The organism is Pseudomonas sp. NBRC 111140 (genome assembly GCF_001320885.1).
Lineage (GTDB): Bacteria > Pseudomonadota > Gammaproteobacteria > Pseudomonadales > Pseudomonadaceae > Aquipseudomonas > Aquipseudomonas putida_P.
In genome coordinates this window covers 1-14,816 of the sequence record NZ_BCBQ01000121.1, presented here as the reverse complement: position 1 = coordinate 14,816, position 14,816 = coordinate 1, and the positions used below count along the sequence as shown (strand labels likewise).

General features: G+C 61.7%; 16 protein-coding genes. 14 read left to right on the top strand and 2 right to left on the bottom strand.

The genetic code is table 11. The features are described 5' to 3' along the window. Nucleotides 1–2,138 (top strand): T6SS effector BTH_I2691 family protein (locus tag APH42_RS30240; RefSeq protein WP_060494563.1); only part of this gene is annotated, 2,138 nt, incomplete at its 5' end. A 271-nt stretch (nt 2,139–2,409) separates the two neighbouring features. Further along, a complete protein-coding gene (locus tag APH42_RS26215; protein WP_060494562.1) occupies nt 2,410–2,949 on the top strand; it encodes a DUF6708 domain-containing protein in 540 nt (179 codons plus the stop codon). 32 nt (nt 2,950–2,981) lie between these two features. Here the strand turns inward: APH42_RS26215 and catR are convergent, their stop codons facing one another. After that, nucleotides 2,982–3,854 (bottom strand): HTH-type transcriptional regulator CatR, encoded by an 873-nt coding sequence (gene catR / locus APH42_RS26210; RefSeq protein ID WP_012271853.1) that lies wholly within the window; start codon nt 3,852–3,854, stop codon nt 2,982–2,984. A 135-nt stretch (nt 3,855–3,989) separates the two neighbouring features. Here catR and APH42_RS26205 point away from each other — a divergent pair, with 135 nt between their 5' ends. The 10 genes from APH42_RS26205 (at nt 3,990) to APH42_RS26160 (ending at nt 12,514) form a co-directional block, all read left to right on the top strand. Further along, nucleotides 3,990–5,111 (top strand): muconate cycloisomerase family protein, encoded by a 1,122-nt coding sequence (locus APH42_RS26205; RefSeq protein WP_060494561.1) that lies wholly within the window; start codon nt 3,990–3,992, stop codon nt 5,109–5,111. 21 nt (nt 5,112–5,132) lie between these two features. Beyond that, nucleotides 5,133–5,423 (top strand): muconolactone Delta-isomerase, encoded by a 291-nt coding sequence (catC, locus tag APH42_RS26200; RefSeq protein WP_060494560.1) that lies wholly within the window; start codon nt 5,133–5,135, stop codon nt 5,421–5,423. A gap of 43 nt (nt 5,424–5,466) precedes the next feature. Further along, nucleotides 5,467–6,402: a catechol 1,2-dioxygenase gene (gene catA / locus APH42_RS26195; protein WP_060494559.1), complete on the top strand. Its 936-nt coding sequence runs from the start codon at nt 5,467–5,469 to the stop codon at nt 6,400–6,402. A gap of 519 nt (nt 6,403–6,921) precedes the next feature. Continuing rightward, on the top strand, nt 6,922–8,091 hold the full coding sequence (gene iacA / locus APH42_RS26190; protein WP_012271856.1) for an indole-3-acetate monooxygenase: 1,170 nt from the start codon (nt 6,922–6,924) through the stop codon (nt 8,089–8,091). Nucleotides 8,092–8,108: 17 nt separating this feature from the next. After that, entirely contained in the window at nt 8,109–8,471 is a 363-nt protein-coding gene (locus APH42_RS26185) for a hypothetical protein (RefSeq protein WP_012271857.1), read from the top strand. A gap of 16 nt (nt 8,472–8,487) precedes the next feature. Beyond that, nucleotides 8,488–9,771, top strand: a complete 1,284-nt coding sequence (locus APH42_RS26180; protein WP_012271858.1) for a Rieske 2Fe-2S domain-containing protein — start codon at nt 8,488–8,490, stop codon at nt 9,769–9,771. Next, a complete protein-coding gene (locus tag APH42_RS26175) occupies nt 9,771–10,247 on the top strand; it encodes an aromatic-ring-hydroxylating dioxygenase subunit beta (RefSeq protein ID WP_041166471.1) in 477 nt (158 codons plus the stop codon). Before APH42_RS26180 ends, APH42_RS26175 begins: the two co-directional genes overlap by 1 nt. A 10-nt stretch (nt 10,248–10,257) precedes the next feature. Further along, on the top strand, nt 10,258–10,998 hold the full coding sequence (locus APH42_RS26170) for an SDR family NAD(P)-dependent oxidoreductase (RefSeq protein ID WP_060494558.1): 741 nt from the start codon (nt 10,258–10,260) through the stop codon (nt 10,996–10,998). 47 nt (nt 10,999–11,045) lie between these two features. Beyond that, nucleotides 11,046–12,005, top strand: a complete 960-nt coding sequence (locus APH42_RS26165; protein ID WP_012271861.1) for a PDR/VanB family oxidoreductase — start codon at nt 11,046–11,048, stop codon at nt 12,003–12,005. An 11-nt stretch (nt 12,006–12,016) separates the two neighbouring features. Then, on the top strand, nt 12,017–12,514 hold the full coding sequence (locus tag APH42_RS26160) for a flavin reductase (RefSeq protein ID WP_012271862.1): 498 nt from the start codon (nt 12,017–12,019) through the stop codon (nt 12,512–12,514). Between the two features lie 15 nt (nt 12,515–12,529). Here APH42_RS26160 and APH42_RS26155 read toward each other — a convergent pair whose 3' ends face one another. Continuing rightward, nucleotides 12,530–13,009, bottom strand: a complete 480-nt coding sequence (locus tag APH42_RS26155; RefSeq protein ID WP_012271863.1) for a MarR family winged helix-turn-helix transcriptional regulator — start codon at nt 13,007–13,009, stop codon at nt 12,530–12,532. Between the two features lie 146 nt (nt 13,010–13,155). Here APH42_RS26155 and APH42_RS26150 point away from each other — a divergent pair, with 146 nt between their 5' ends. Together APH42_RS26150 and APH42_RS26145 are read left to right on the top strand one after the other, a co-directional pair. Then, nucleotides 13,156–14,289: an amidase gene (locus APH42_RS26150; protein ID WP_060494557.1), complete on the top strand. Its 1,134-nt coding sequence runs from the start codon at nt 13,156–13,158 to the stop codon at nt 14,287–14,289. Further along, entirely contained in the window at nt 14,282–14,794 is a 513-nt protein-coding gene (locus APH42_RS26145; RefSeq protein WP_012271865.1) for a nuclear transport factor 2 family protein, read from the top strand. The genes APH42_RS26150 and APH42_RS26145 overlap by 8 nt, the downstream gene beginning before the upstream one ends. Nucleotides 14,795–14,816: the final 22 nt, after the last annotated feature.

Genomic DNA, 14,816 nt, shown 5'->3' with positions numbered 1-14,816 from the left:
ACGCCCGTGCGTATGCCGCACTGTTCGACACGCCCATGTTCAAGGTGGCCGAGCAGTACGATTACGACGGTGATCATCGTGAGTCTGGCGTGGCGTATGCCAAGACCATGGCGTTGTGCCTGGGGGGCGGTATTACCGAGGCCGTGGTGCTCGGTACGGTGCCAGCGGCCGGCACCAGCGAAACGCTCTGGCTGAAATGGCTGCAAGACCCCGACAGCCCACCTTACCGCGCGTTGTTGATGCGGGACCGTGCATTGCTGGCCGGGCTGCTGCCCAGTTTTACCGCTGCCGAAGCCATCAACTGGAACGACAGCGACAAGCTCTACGGCATCTTGAGCAAGATCATTGCCAGCGACGACGCGGGCCTGCGCATGCGCAACACCCTCAAACAGGCCATCGCCGAAACGCAGAGCGCGCTCAACGCGGCCAGCCAGCGCCTGGCGCCCAACGTGCTCCCTGGCATTCAAAAAGCCGTGCGGCACCTGAACAGCGCGACGCAGTTCCTCTACAACGGCGTGCACCTGATCGAACTGGAAGTGAAGATGAAGCTGGGCGAGTACTACGCCTTGCAAAGTGCCCACCTGCGCGAATTGCAGCACAAGGCCAATGCCTCCATCGCCGAGGCACGGGACCGGATGCATCGCAGCATCGATGACTTCGAATTTGGCTCGATGAAGGCGTTCCGCAAGGTGCGCCCGATCATCCAGCATGGGTTGATGAGCCTGGCAGTGCTCGACCCACGGTTCACCAACACCATGATCAGCGTGACGGTGTGGGTCGAAGGCACGGCTGAAGAGGTGCGTGGCCGGTTGTTTGAAGAGGCCAATATGAAGGTGACTCAGGCCAGCAGCGCGGCACAGATAGCCTTGGTGGATGTCTCGGTGGCGGCGGGGACGCTGGAGGCGAATGCGCGCAAGGTGTTGCAGGGGATGAGGATCACTTCGCAGCAGGCGGCGCAGTTGGTGCGAACCGGCTTTCGCGGCTTGCGCGGTGTGGCGGGAAGTTGGGAAGTACTGCTGGCAATTGGAGGGCTGTACTTTCAATACGACAGCCTGGTCAGGAATCAGGAAAAAGCGGAGGAGGAGATTGGACCGAAAGCGCATGAGGCCAAGCTGGCGCTGCAGGGAGCGCAGCTGGGGATATTGGGAGGGCAGATTGAACTGGTTGGACTCGTTATGCGCTCCAGCGCTGGTTATATAAAAGCGCCTTGGACCCGCGGCGTACCAGCAGTTGGAGTAGCGCTCGTTAAGTTCGGCGCCTTGTTCAGTGCAGTAGCCGGAGTTTTCGATACCGCACAAGCAATATCCGCCGCCAAGCGAGCTTCGGCAGCGGGGGATAAAACAGCGCGGATTCTTCATGCTACTTCTGCTGTATTCTACGGAATAGGTGCTGTGGCTTTTGCTGGTGCCGTATTTAAATCGCTAATTTTAGGACCTTTAGGCCTCGCTGTAATATTGAGCTTGGCTGCATTTGCATTGAGCAAGCAGGCTGAAAAAAATAGATCTTCAGCATTGGAGCGTTGGGCAAGGCGCTGCTGGTTTGGAAAAGGAGATGAAACACCGGCAGTACATTGGGATGCGCCTGAATACGCAGATATTGCGTTTGCAGAGCTTAATGCAGCAGTTCTTGGTGTTAAGGCGAAGTTCAATTTTGAGTCGAGCATGGTAACAGATCCCGCAGCGCCGAAAATTGGAGGTCTAGTGGGTCTGGTGACAGAGCAAAAACTTAGATTTCAGGTGGTTTTGCCAAACTATAGAGATGGTGCTTCTGCTTTTCGCTGGGTTCTAATTGTCCACCGCGTCGGCGACGGAGAGTTTCCTGAGTACAAAGGTGGAGAGACCATTGTTGTTGATGACTTTCACGCTATCACTACAGAGGAGTTATCGAAATCTACAAGATTCTCTAGTTTCACCCCACCAAGGATACCCGACTATAAAGCTGATTCTATAGTAATAAAACAGCGAGAATATAGTGAGCAGAACGGTGTTTGCTGGTTGGAGGTTTCAGGCGTAGTGGAGCTTATGCCCACTGTCGGGAAGCACACAATAACTGGAGCAACGCTGTTGGTCATGTATTGGCTAGATCGGACTATTCCGAGTGCTTACCTAGAGGTATGTGAGCGAGGGGAAAATGATTAATCGCGGATCAAAAACTCAATGGGAGCGGTCGCTTGGGTGGAGCTACGATTTGCCCCATGTCAGAGAAATACCTGATCTCAGATGCGACGTGAAAAATGTAAGGCCATCACCCAATTACTATGATGACGTGTATCTAGAACTACCAAGATCAACGTTCAGCTTAAGAGGAGTCGTGGCTTTGCTGGGAGCTCCAATGTTGATTTTTTGCGCCGGGCTAGTAATGTGGGTTTATTGGTTGTTTGTTATTGAGGGCTTATTGCGAGATTGGTTGATGAACATTTTATTGATACTGGGCCCGCCGGCGGCTATCTGGTCTGTTGTGCCTTATGTCAAGTTAGACTTCGTAACCCCTAGAGACGAGCCAATTCGTTTCAATCGCCTGCGCCGAAAAATCTACATCTACGAGTACAAGTATGACCGTATCTTCATTTTTAGCCGCAAACGCTGGGGCGTTCGACCCGTCGTTTATAACTGGGACGACGTAACTGCCGAGGTCTACCGCGTCTATGCCCCTGGCCACGGGGGTCTGATCGAGAATGTCATGCTGTCGGTCCGCAACCCCGAAACTGACGAAGTCATCGATCGAGTCTTCTTCACTCATACCCTGCATCAGGGCGAGGCCTACTGGGCCATCGCCCGGTTGTTCATGCAACAAGGACCTGACGCCCTACCAAAATTCGTCCACCCACCCCGGGACTGGAACGATGACGATGGTCTTAGCCCCATGCATCGCCTAGCGCCCAAGGTCCGGTGGCCAACGGAAATCGACCTTGAATCTCGCAGTGCACCCGCAACAAACGATGTCCGCTAAAACGCTTGCCCCCAAGGTCCTGTGCTGTTCACTCAGACTGCCTGCTGCGCAATCAACGCCAGGCACCGCTGCACCACCGGGCTCACATCCCCCTTGCGCCGGCTAAGGATGATCGGGCTGACCGCGCCGCTATCCAGCAAACCGACATACTCGATATCGGTGCGATGCTGCTGCTGTACCGACGCCGGCACCAGGGTTATGCCCACACCTACAGCCACCAGGCCGATGGCCGTCTGCAATTCGTTGGCCCATTGGCTGACGCGGATACTCATGCCGTGCTGCGCGAACAGCGCCAGCACATGGTCGGCATAACTGGGCCGAGGGTTGGCCGGGTAGAGGATGAACGCTTCGCCCGCCAGCTGGGCCAGGCTGAGCGGGCTACCCGCCAGCGGGTGACCCTTGGGCAGTACGGCCACCAGCGGGTCTTCGCGCAGTACCTGTTGCTGAATGGCCGCGTCATCGATGCGAATGCGCCCGAAGGCGATGTCGATGCGCCCGGTCTTCAACGCTTCCACTTGCTGCAGCGTGGTCATCTCGCTCAAGCCCAGCTCCAGCTCGCTGTCCTGACGTAGCTCGCGGATCAGCTCTGGCAGCACGTTGTACAGGGTGGAGGGGGCAAAACCGATGCCTAGCCACTGGCGCTGGCCCTGGCCAATACGACGAGTGTTGTCGCTGATGTTCTGCAACTGCTGCAGCACGGTGCAGGTCTGCTCGTAGAAGAAGCGACCCGCTTCGGTCAGCCGCAGCGGGCGTTCGCGCACCACCAGCAGGGTGCCGAGCTGGTCCTCCAGCTGGCTGATCTGCCGGCTCAACGGCGGTTGAGCGATGTGCAGCAACTCGGCGGCGCGGGTGAAGTTCAGGGTCTCGGCCAGAACCTTGAAGTAACGCAGGTGGCGCAGCTCCATCAGACCTCCAGGGTATGGTGGGAGATTCATTTGATATTGGACTGTCATCAGGGTCTCGCGCAATCCTTGAACAATCAAGTAAATGCACCATTCGGGCCTGCAACTGGCAGCCCGATCTGACGGGACCTGGCAACAATGACAAGTGCGCTGATTGAACGTATAGAGGCAATTATCGTCGACCTGCCGACCATTCGCCCGCACAAGCTGGCAATGCACACCATGCAGCAGCAGACCCTGGTGGTATTGCGCGTGCGCTGCAGCGATGGCGTGGAAGGTATCGGTGAGGCCACCACCATCGGCGGCCTGGCCTATGGCTACGAAAGCCCCGAGGGCATCAAGGCCAATATCGACGCGCACCTGGCGCCTGCGCTGATCGGCCTGCCGGCAGACAACATCAATGCCGCCATGCTCAAGCTGGACAAGCTGGCCAAGGGCAACACCTTTGCCAAGTCCGGCCTCGAAAGCGCCTTGCTCGACGCCCAAGGCAAGCGCCTGGGCCTGCCGGTCAGCGAGCTGTTGGGCGGCCGTGTGCGTGACAGCCTGGAAGTGGCCTGGACCCTGGCCAGCGGCGACACCGCCCGCGACATCGCCGAAGCTCAGCACATGCTGGAAATCCGCCGCCACCGTGTGTTCAAGCTGAAGATCGGCGCCAACCCGGTGGAGCAGGACCTCAAACACGTGGTGGCGATCAAGCGTGAGCTGGGCGACAGCGCCAGCGTGCGTGTCGACGTCAACCAATACTGGGACGAGTCCCAGGCCATTCGCGCCTGCCAGGTACTGGGCGACAACGGCATCGACCTGATCGAGCAACCGATTTCGCGCATCAATCGCGGTGGCCAGGTGCGCCTGAACCAGCGCAGCCCGGCACCGATCATGGCCGATGAGTCGATCGAAAGCGTCGAAGACGCCTTCAGCCTGGCCGCCGACGGCGCCGCCAGTATCTTTGCCCTGAAAATCGCCAAGAACGGTGGCCCGCGCGCCGTGTTGCGCACCGCGCAGATTGCCGAGGCCGCCGGCATCGCCCTGTATGGCGGCACCATGCTCGAGGGCTCGATCGGCACCTTGGCCTCGGCCCATGCCTTCCTCACGCTGCGCCAGCTCACCTGGGGCACCGAGCTGTTCGGGCCACTGCTGTTGACCGAGGACATCGTCAACGAGCCGCCGCAGTACCGCGACTTCCAACTGCACATCCCCCGTACCCCAGGCCTGGGCCTGACCCTGGACGAACAGCGCCTGGCGCGCTTCGCCCGTCGCTGATAAGCAAGCAAGGAGATAACCATGCTGTTCCACGTGAAGATGACCGTGAAACTGCCGGTCGACATGGACCCGGCCAAGGCCGCCCAGCTCAAGGCCGACGAAAAGGAACTGGCCCAGCGCCTGCAGCGCGAAGGCACCTGGCGCCATCTGTGGCGCATTGCCGGGCACTACGCCAACTACAGCGTATTCGATGTGCCCAGCGTCGAGGCGCTGCATGACACGCTGATGCAGCTGCCACTGTTCCCGTACATGGAGATCGAGGTCGACGGCCTGTGCCGGCATCCCTCGTCGATCCACAGCGACGACCGCTGATTCGCACCTGTCTACCTGACAAGAACAATATGAGGTAAGCACGATGACCGTGAAAATTTCCCACACTGCCGACATTCAAGCCTTCTTCAAGCAGGTTGCTGGCTTGGACCATGCCGAAGGCAACCCGCGCTTCAAGCAGATCATCCTGCGCGTGCTGCAAGACACTGCACGCCTGGTCGAAGACCTGGAGATCACCGAAGACGAGTTCTGGCACGCCGTTGACTATCTCAACCGCCTGGGCGGCCGTAACGAGGCGGGCCTGCTGGCTGCTGGCCTGGGCATCGAGCACTTCCTCGACCTGCTGCAAGACGCCAAGGACGCCGAAGCCGGCCTTGCTGGCGGCACTCCGCGCACCATCGAAGGCCCGCTGTACGTCGCCGGGGCGCCGCTGGCGCAAGGCGAAGTGCGCATGGACGACGGCACCGACCCAGGTGTGGTGATGTTCCTCCAGGGCCAGGTGTTCGATGCCGACGGCAAGCCGTTGGCCGGTGCCACCGTCGACCTGTGGCATGCCAACACCCAGGGCACCTATTCGTACTTTGACTCGACCCAGTCCGACTACAACCTGCGCCGGCGCATCATCACCGATGCCGAGGGCCGCTACCGTGCACGTTCGATCGTGCCGTCGGGGTATGGTTGCGATCCGCAGGGGCCGACCCAGGAATGCCTGGACCTGCTCGGCCGTCATGGCCAGCGCCCGGCGCATGTGCACTTCTTCATCTCGGCGCCGGGGTACCGCCACCTGACCACGCAGATCAACTTCGAGGGTGACAAGTACCTGTGGGACGACTTTGCCTACGCTACCCGTGACGGGCTGATTGGCGAGCTGCGCTTTGTCGAAGATGCGGCGGCGGCGCGTGACCGTGGCGTGCAAGGCGAGCGCTTTGCCGAACTTTCGTTCGACTTCCACCTGCAGGGGGCCGCGGCGCCGGAGGCCGAGGCGCGCAGCCACCGGCCGCGTGCGTTGCAGGAAGGCTGAGTACCAGGCGCAGAACGTTGGGGCTGCGCAGCAGCCCCCGGCATTCTGAGCGTCTTTCACTGTGTTTTTTGCCTGGGCCTTTCCGTGCGGGGAGGGCCTGGGCTTTTTGCTGTCCGCTGAAAATCCATCTGCATTTCCCTTCTGTTTCCCCCCTCTGGTCCTTTCGAAATATCCCTCGCCGAATTACGTGAAAAGTGGTCTAAATATTTTTCGCTTGCGCGTGAGCTCAGGTCTATCTGTTTCTTATAAAAAACCCACATAAATCAACGATTAACGTGGTTTTATCTGTTTTCAAGCGCAAATGAGCGAGGTGATTTTCTTTGTTTTTAGCGTGAAAATTCAATTGACAATTCACGTAAATAATCGCAAATATCTGTCACCGGCACCCAAAACAAGAGAGACAGATATGCCGCCCCAACCTGCCTTCGCTTCCCCGCGTGGCCGGTGCTTGCCAGTGGCCAGCGCCGCCCGCCATTCCCAGCCTCAACACCCGAACCGCGCCTGAGACGGAGATAGTCCATGGATTCGCTTTGCCTGCGTGACGCGCCCCTGTCGGCGCTTGCCTGCGGCCCTGCTTTCGAGGCCTTGCTTGACGGCGTTCGTGATCGTGCCCGCCTCGGCGAGTTCGATCGCCAGCGCCATATTTCCCGCGACGTGATCGATGCGTTCAAAGCACATGGCGTATACCGCGCCCTGGTGCCCAAGCGCTTTGGTGGGTTGGAGTGCTCGCCAGCGGCCTTCTGCGAAATGATCGAGCGCATCGCCCACGCTGACGGCTCTGCCGGCTGGGTCGCCAGCTTCGGCATGAGCCCGGTGTACCTGGCGGCGCTGCCGCTGGATACCATCGCCGAAATCTACGGCAACAGCCCTGACACCGTGTTCGCCGGTGGCATCTTCCCGCCGCAGCCGGCCGAAACCGTGCCCGGCGGTTTCAAGGTCAACGGCCGCTGGAAGTACTCCAGCGGCTCGATGGGCGCCGATATCGTTGGCGTCGGTATCACCCCGCGCAACGGCGACAAGCTCGACCTGCCGCGCCTGGCGGTGCTGCCGCGCAGCCAGGCGCGCATCGAAGAAACCTGGGACACCGTCGGCCTGCTCGGCACCGGCAGCCACGACCTGGTGGTCGAGGATGTGCGGGTGGGCGAGCAGTGGACCTTCGTGCGCGGCGGCAAGCCGAACCTGGACGAGCCGTTCTTCCGCTACCCGTCGCTGTCGTTCGCCACCCAGGTGCTGTCGGTGGTCGGCCTGGGCATTGCCCGCGCCGCACTGGACGAGCTGTCGGGCATGGCCAGCGGGCGCATTTCGGTCACCGGCGCCCCGGCCCTGGCCGACCGGCCGCTGGCCCAGGTGGACGTGGCCAAGGCCGAGGCCGCCCTGCGTTCGGCGCGGGCCTTCTTCTACGAAGCCATCGAGCAGGCCTGGGGGCATGTGCTGGCTGGCGACCCGGTGCCGGTCGAGGTGACCAACCTGCTGCGCCTGTCCTCGACCCATGCCGCGCGCGTTGCCGCCGAAGTGGCGCGCAGTGCGCAACTGCTGTCCGGCATGACTGGCATCTACAACGAGAGCCCACTGGCGCGCTGCGTCAACGATGCGCAAGTGGTCACCCAGCACGCCTTCATGGGCGACGTCACCTACCAGAACGCCGGAGCCATGTTCTTCGGCAAACAGCCCCTGCCGGGCTACCTGTAACCCTCGGGAGATTTGTCATGAGCGACACAAAAGCCTTGCGCGTGCTGTTCTGCATGGGCATCAACCAGAACTTCTTCGATGCCCCGCGTGAAGAGCAACTGCAGGTGTGGGCCGCCTTCAGCGCCATGTGGAACGGCATCCACGACCTGCCCGGGGTACGCGTGCTGGGCAACATGGACGATGACCAAGCCATGGTCGGGCCGTCCGATGGCTTCCCCTGGACCACCTACCTGCTGGCCGATGTGCCCAACATCGAGGCCGTGCACGCCGCCTGCAACCTGTTCCGCACCACGGCGGTGGGCGAGGGGCCTTACAAGCTGTGGCGCTACGCCAAGGTCGAGGCCCGTGTTGGCCGTGAACTGATCATCCAGCGCGCCTGAGAAGAGGAATAATCCCGTGAGCAACCTGATTCCCGCCATCAACCTGGCAATCGATCCGGCCGAGCTGGTGCAGCCCGACCGTGTCCACACCTCTCTGTACACCGACCCGGCGCTGTTCGATGCCGAGCTGGAAAAAATCTTCCACAGCACCTGGATCTGGGTCGCCCATGAAAGCGAAATCCCCGAAGCCGGCAGTTACAAGACCACCTACATCGGCAAGCAGCCGGTGATCGTGGTACGCGACCGCAAGAAGGCCATCAACGTGCTGCTCAACCGCTGCCGGCACCGTGGCGCCACCGTCTGCGAGCACAAGAAGGGCAAGACCAACAGCTTTGTCTGCCCGTACCACGGCTGGGGCTATGCCCTGGATGGTTCGCTGCGCGGTATCCCGCACCCGGAAAGCTACGGCGACTGCCTGGACAAGGCCGAGCTGCCCTTGGTCAGCCTGCGCACCGAAAGCTACGCCGGCATGGTCTTCGCCACGTTCAAGGATGACATCGAGCCGCTGGAGGACTTTCTCGGTGCGGCGAAGAAGTGGATGGACCTGTTCATGAAGCAGGGCGCCGGTTATGGCATCAAAGTGCCGGGCGAGCACCGCTTCCGCTTCCCCGGCAACTGGAAGATCCAGCTGGAAAACACCACCGACGCCTACCACTTCCCGCTGGTGCACAAAAGTTTCCTGTCCTCGGTCGATGAGCAGACGCTGGAGCTGTTCGACTTCGTCAAGGGCCCTGGCTATGTCGAAGACCTGGGCAACGGCCACAGCGTGATGGTGATGATCCCCGAACTGGTCGACCTGGAGGCCGACCTCGACAAACCGATCCCGGAGCGCTTCGAAAGCCTTGCCGCCGAACTGCGCGACGAAGGCATCGACGAGGCGCAGGTGCGGCGCATCGTCCGCGCGGTCGGTGGTTCGGGCTTCAACCTCAATTTGTTCCCCAACGTGGCCTGTTCGATGGCGTTCTTCCGTGTGCTGCAGCCGATTTCGGTGAGCGAAACCGAAATCCATCATGCGGTAATCACCATGGATGGCGGCCCGGCGGCGGCCAACCGCTATCGCCTGCGCTTGCACGAGCATTTCCAGGGGCCGATGGGCTTCGGCACCCCGGACGATTCCGAGGCGTGGGAGCGGGTGCAGAAGGGCGCCCGCGCCGGTGAAGACCTGTGGATCATGCTCAACCGTGGCCTGGTGGGTGAAAAGCCCAGCGCCGATGGCCTGATTTCCGACGTCAGTGCCGAGACCGGCATGCGCGCGGCGTACCAGCAGTGGAAGAAGATGATGACCGCGGAGGCCAAATGATGAACCTGAACCTGTTCAACGAAGTCACCGCGTTCATCTGGCAGGAAGGCGACATGCTCGACCATGGCGAGTACGACGCCTGGCTCAACCTGTGGACTGACAAAGGCACCTACATCATCCCGATCGACCCCAAGGAAAGCGACTACGAGAACACCTTGAACTACGCCTATGACGACCACCACATGCGTGCCCTGCGTGTGCAGCGGCTCATCGGTGGCGAGTCGATCTCGACCAGCCCGCAGCCACGTACCGTGCGCACGATTTCGCGTATCCGTGTGCTCGCGGACGACGGCGTCAATGTCACCGTGCGCGCTGCGCAGAACGTGCGCGAGTTCCGCAAGGAAAGCCTCAAGCACTACAGCGCCGACCTCACGTACACCCTGGTGCGAGCCGAGGGCGGGTTCAGGGTCCATCGCAAGGTAATCAGCCTGATCAACAGTGACGATACCCTCGCCGGTATCGGCTACATCCTCTGAGGGCGAGGCCATGAACCAAGTCGCATTGGTAACCGGCGCCGGCCAGGGCCTGGGCCAGCGTTTCTGCGCCCGGCTGCTGGCCGCAGGCTTCGACGTAGTGGTCTCGGACCGTGACCTGGCACTTGCCCAGGCCACTGCCGAGCAGCTGCAAGGGCAGGCTGGACGCACGTTGGCGGTAAAGCTGGATGTCGCCAGCAAGGCCGATTTCGAGCAGGCCCTGGCCCAGGTGCTTGAGCGCTTCGGCGGCTTGCACGTGGTGGTGAACAACGCCGCCGTGACCAGGACCACGCCGCTGATGCAGATCAGCCCGGAAGAGTTCGACGCCGTGGTCGGCCTGAACTTGCGTAGCGTGTTCCTCGGCTGCCAGGTGTTCGGCGCGTACCTGGCCGAGGCCGGTTACGGGCGGATCATCAACATGGCTTCGCTGGCAGGGCAAAACGGCGGCACGGCCACCGGCGCGCACTATGCGGCGAGCAAGGGCGCGATCATCACCCTGACCAAGGTGTTTGCCAAGGAGTTTGCCGCTCGCGGCGTTACCGTCAATGCCATCGCCCCGGGCCCTGTCGACTCGCCAGCGGTGCATGCCGCGGTGCCGGTCGAACGGCTGCCGGGCCTTCTGGCCAACATTCCGGTACAGCGCCTGGGGGATGCCGACTTTCTGGGTGACCTGATCGTGCAACTGGCACGGCCCGAGGCCTATTTCACCACCGGGGCGACCTGGGATGTGAACGGCGGCTTGTTCATGCGTTGACATTGACGGGGCGCCCGCGCGCCCCTGGTTACTACAGGACACCGAGCATGAATGAAGAACTGTTGAACGTAGTCGTGCGCAAGCGCGAGATTCAAGGGGCCGACGTGGTCGTACTCGACCTTGGGCGAGCCGACGGCGCTGCCTTGCCGGCTTTCGAGGCCGGCGCGCACGTGGACATCCATGTGGCGCCCGGCCTGGTGCGCCAGTACTCGCTGTGCAGCGACCCGGCGGATGTGACGGTGTATCGCCTGGGCGTCTTGAAAGACCCGGCGTCCCGTGGTGGTTCGGTGGGTGTGCACGAGGCCCTGATGGAGGGGCGCGAGGTACAGATCAGCGCACCGCGCAACCTGTTCCCGTTGGCGGCTGGCGCCGCCCGTTCGATCCTGCTGGGTGGCGGCATCGGGATCACACCCATGATTGCCATGGCCCACGCCTTGCACCAGCAGGGCGCCGATTTCGAACTGCATTACTGTGGGCGCTCGCGTAGCCGCAGTGCGTTTCTCGAAGCGCTGGCCGATGCGCCATTCGCGGCACGGGTGGTTACCCATTTTGACGATGAAGAGGCGACGCAGCGCCTGAACCTGGCCGATGTACTCGGCGCTGGCATGCCCGGTACACACCTGTACACCTGCGGCCCGTCGGGCTTCATGGACTGGGTGATCGCAGGAGCGCGCCAGCAGGGCTATGCCGAGGAGCACATTCACAAGGAGTACTTCCAGGTCGAGGTCGACGCCACTGGCCAGGGCTTCGAAGTGGTCGCTGCGCGCAGCAACAAGACTGTGCAGGTCGCCGAGGGCCAGACCATCCTCGATGCCTTGGCCCAGGTGGGTATACGCATCGATATTTCCTGCGAGCAGGGTGTGTGCGGCACCTGCATGTGCGAGGTACTCGAAGGCGAGCCCGACCATCGCGATGTGTACCTGACCGATGAAGAGAAGGCCGCGAACGACCAGATCCTGGTGTGCTGCTCGCGGGCCAAGTCGAACAAGCTGGTGCTGGATATCTGAGGAGCATGACCATGGTAGAGGTAACCCGTTTTCGCAACGCGATGGCCATGCTCGGTGGCGCCGTCTCGGTCATTACCACCGACGGCCCGGCCGGGCGCTTCGGCTTCACCGCTTCGGCGGTGTGCAGCGTGACCGACTCACCGCCCACCTTGCTGGTTTGCATGAACCGTGCTTCGTATTCCAACGAGCAGTTCAAGGCCAACGGCGCCTTGTGCGTGAACGTGCTGGCCGGCACCCATCAGGAGTTGTCCGGGGTGTTCGCCAACCGCAACCTGAGCATGGAAGCACGCTTTGCCTCGACGTTGTGGACGGTCCTGGAGAGCGGGGCGCCGGTGATGCAGGAGGCGTTGGTGAACTTCGACTGCCGCATTGCCCAGGTGCATGAAGTTGGCTCGCACAGCATTTTCTACTGCGAGATCCAGGACATCCGCCAGGGCGGTGCCGATGATGGGCTGGTGTACTTCAACCGCGCGTATCACCGGGTGTGCGAAACCTCCAAGGCCTGCTGAACGCGCTCCTGCGGCCTAGAAGGTATCCAGGTTATGGAAAACCACTTCGAGCATCTTGTTCAACCGCTGCACCTGCGCCTCGGTCAGCCCCTTGAAGCTGCGCTGGAACAGGTCGCGGGTCACATCCTGCATGCGCGCGATGCTCTGCAGCCCAGCCTCGGTGATGCGTACCTGGGTCACGCGGCCGTCCTCGGGGCTGGGGGCGGTGTCGACCAGGCCGTCGTCTTTCATCCGATAGACGATTTTGGTGATGGTCGACAGCTTGGCGATGGCATGGGTGGAGATTTCGGAAATGCTCGATTCGCCGTTCTCGTTGAGGATCCACAATACGCGCCAGCGCGGCACGTCAAGGTCGATCTTCTTCAGCAGCCGTTCCATGTTCTGGGTGTAGCGGCCATGCACACGGGCCAGCCAGTAAAAAGGGAAGTCTTCCTTGCGAAACTCATCGCTGGCCGGATCGTGATGGCTGTGGCCTGTGTTCTTCGAAGTGCTCATCGCTTCACTACGTGTGCGGAAATAGTCGCGACATCATAGACGTTTCCATGCATTTGGCTATTACAAAGGTGCGCCTAGGTGCTGGAATATTCAGTTGACATTTCAAGTATCTGGCAAGGCTCCCTCATCCAAAGGGCGGTATGACAATGACAATAATCGTAGAACCCCTCGACCTTGGCGGCAGCGGCCCGCGGGTCGCGATCAAGGACACCATCGATGTCGCCGGCACCGCCACCCGTGCCTCTAGCCAAGCGCTGGAGGATGCGCCGTTGGCGGTGCGGCATGCCGAGGTGGTCAGCCACCTGCTGGCGGCCGGTGCGCGCTTGACTGCCAAGGTCGGCCTGCACGAGCTGGCCTTCGGCACTACCGGAATCAACCGCCACACCGGCACGGCGGCCAACCCGCGTTTTCCGGGGCGTATTCCCGGAGGCTCGTCCAGCGGCTCGGCGGCTGCAGTGGCTACTGGCCTGGTCGACTTCAGCCTGGGCACCGACACCGGTGGTTCGGTGCGCGTGCCGGCCTGTTGCTGTGGCGTGTTCGGCTTGAAGCCGACCTTTGGCCGGGTCAGCCGCCAAGGGGTGATGCCGGCCAGCAGCAGCCTCGATTGTGTTGGCCCGTTCGCTGCGAGCCTACCGATGCTGGTGCGCGCCATGGCCATGATAGACCCGACGTTCGTGCCCGCCCAGGTACCTGCGAAGGCGCGTATCGGTGTGCTGCGGGTAACGGCTGAAGTGGGCATACATAAGGCGGTGCAGGGGGCACTCAGCGCCAGCGGCTTGCCGCTGGGCAATGTCGAGCTCAAGCATTTTGGCGCGGCGTATGAGGCTGGCATGGTGGTGATCAACCGCGAAACCTTCCAGGCCTGTGGCCACCTGCTGGAAACCGGCAAGGTTGGCAGTGACATCGCCGGGCGCCTGGCGGCGGCGGGGCAGACCCATGATGCCGCGCTGGCTGAGGCAGAGGCGGTACGCCAGCGGTTTACCGAGGAAGTCGACCAAGCCCTTGCCCGTTACGATGTACTGGCGTTGCCGACCATGCCGGACTTCCCGCTGCGGCTGGAGGAGGCCAGCGACACTCGCGCCGTACTGGGCATGACCTCGCTGGTGCGGCCGTTCAACCTGTCCGGGCACCCGGCGTTGAGCATCCCACTGGGTAGCGAGGCCGGCCTGCCGGTGGGCCTGCAACTGGTGGGGGCCAAAGGTGCGGACGAGAAGCTGCTGGCAGTGGCCGAGCGTTTGTTGCTCAACCTGTATGGCGGCAACGGGGGCAGCAATGACTGACTTGCATGAGTTGCAGGCCCGCTTGCAGGTGTTCGAGCGTCAGCAGGCCATTCGGGTGTGCATCAATCGCTATATGGAACTGTGCGATCAGCTCGATTGCAGCACCCCGCTGGACGAACTGGCTGGCTTGTTTACCCGTGAAGCCGTGTGGGAAGGCAAGGGCGCCCGGTATGCCGCCAGCTTTGGCGGCTACCGTGGCCGTGAGGCGATCCGTGCGATGTTTGCCACCTACATGAAAACCCCGGCGCACTTTGCCTTGAACGTGCACTTTCTCACCAGTGAGGTGATCGAGATGGACGGCGAGCAGGGTGTGGGGCGCTGGGTGATGTTGCAGACCAGCACCTTTGCCGACGGTGCATCGCACCTGAATGCTGCGCGGCTGACGGTGCGCTTTGCGCTGGAGGAGGGGCAGTGGCGCATGGCGCATTTTCAGACTGAGAACCAGTTCAGCCGACCGGTTACGGCCTGGAACAGTGAGGCCCCCTTGCCGGTGCCTAACGACTAAGCCCAGACGCGATCCCTGTAGG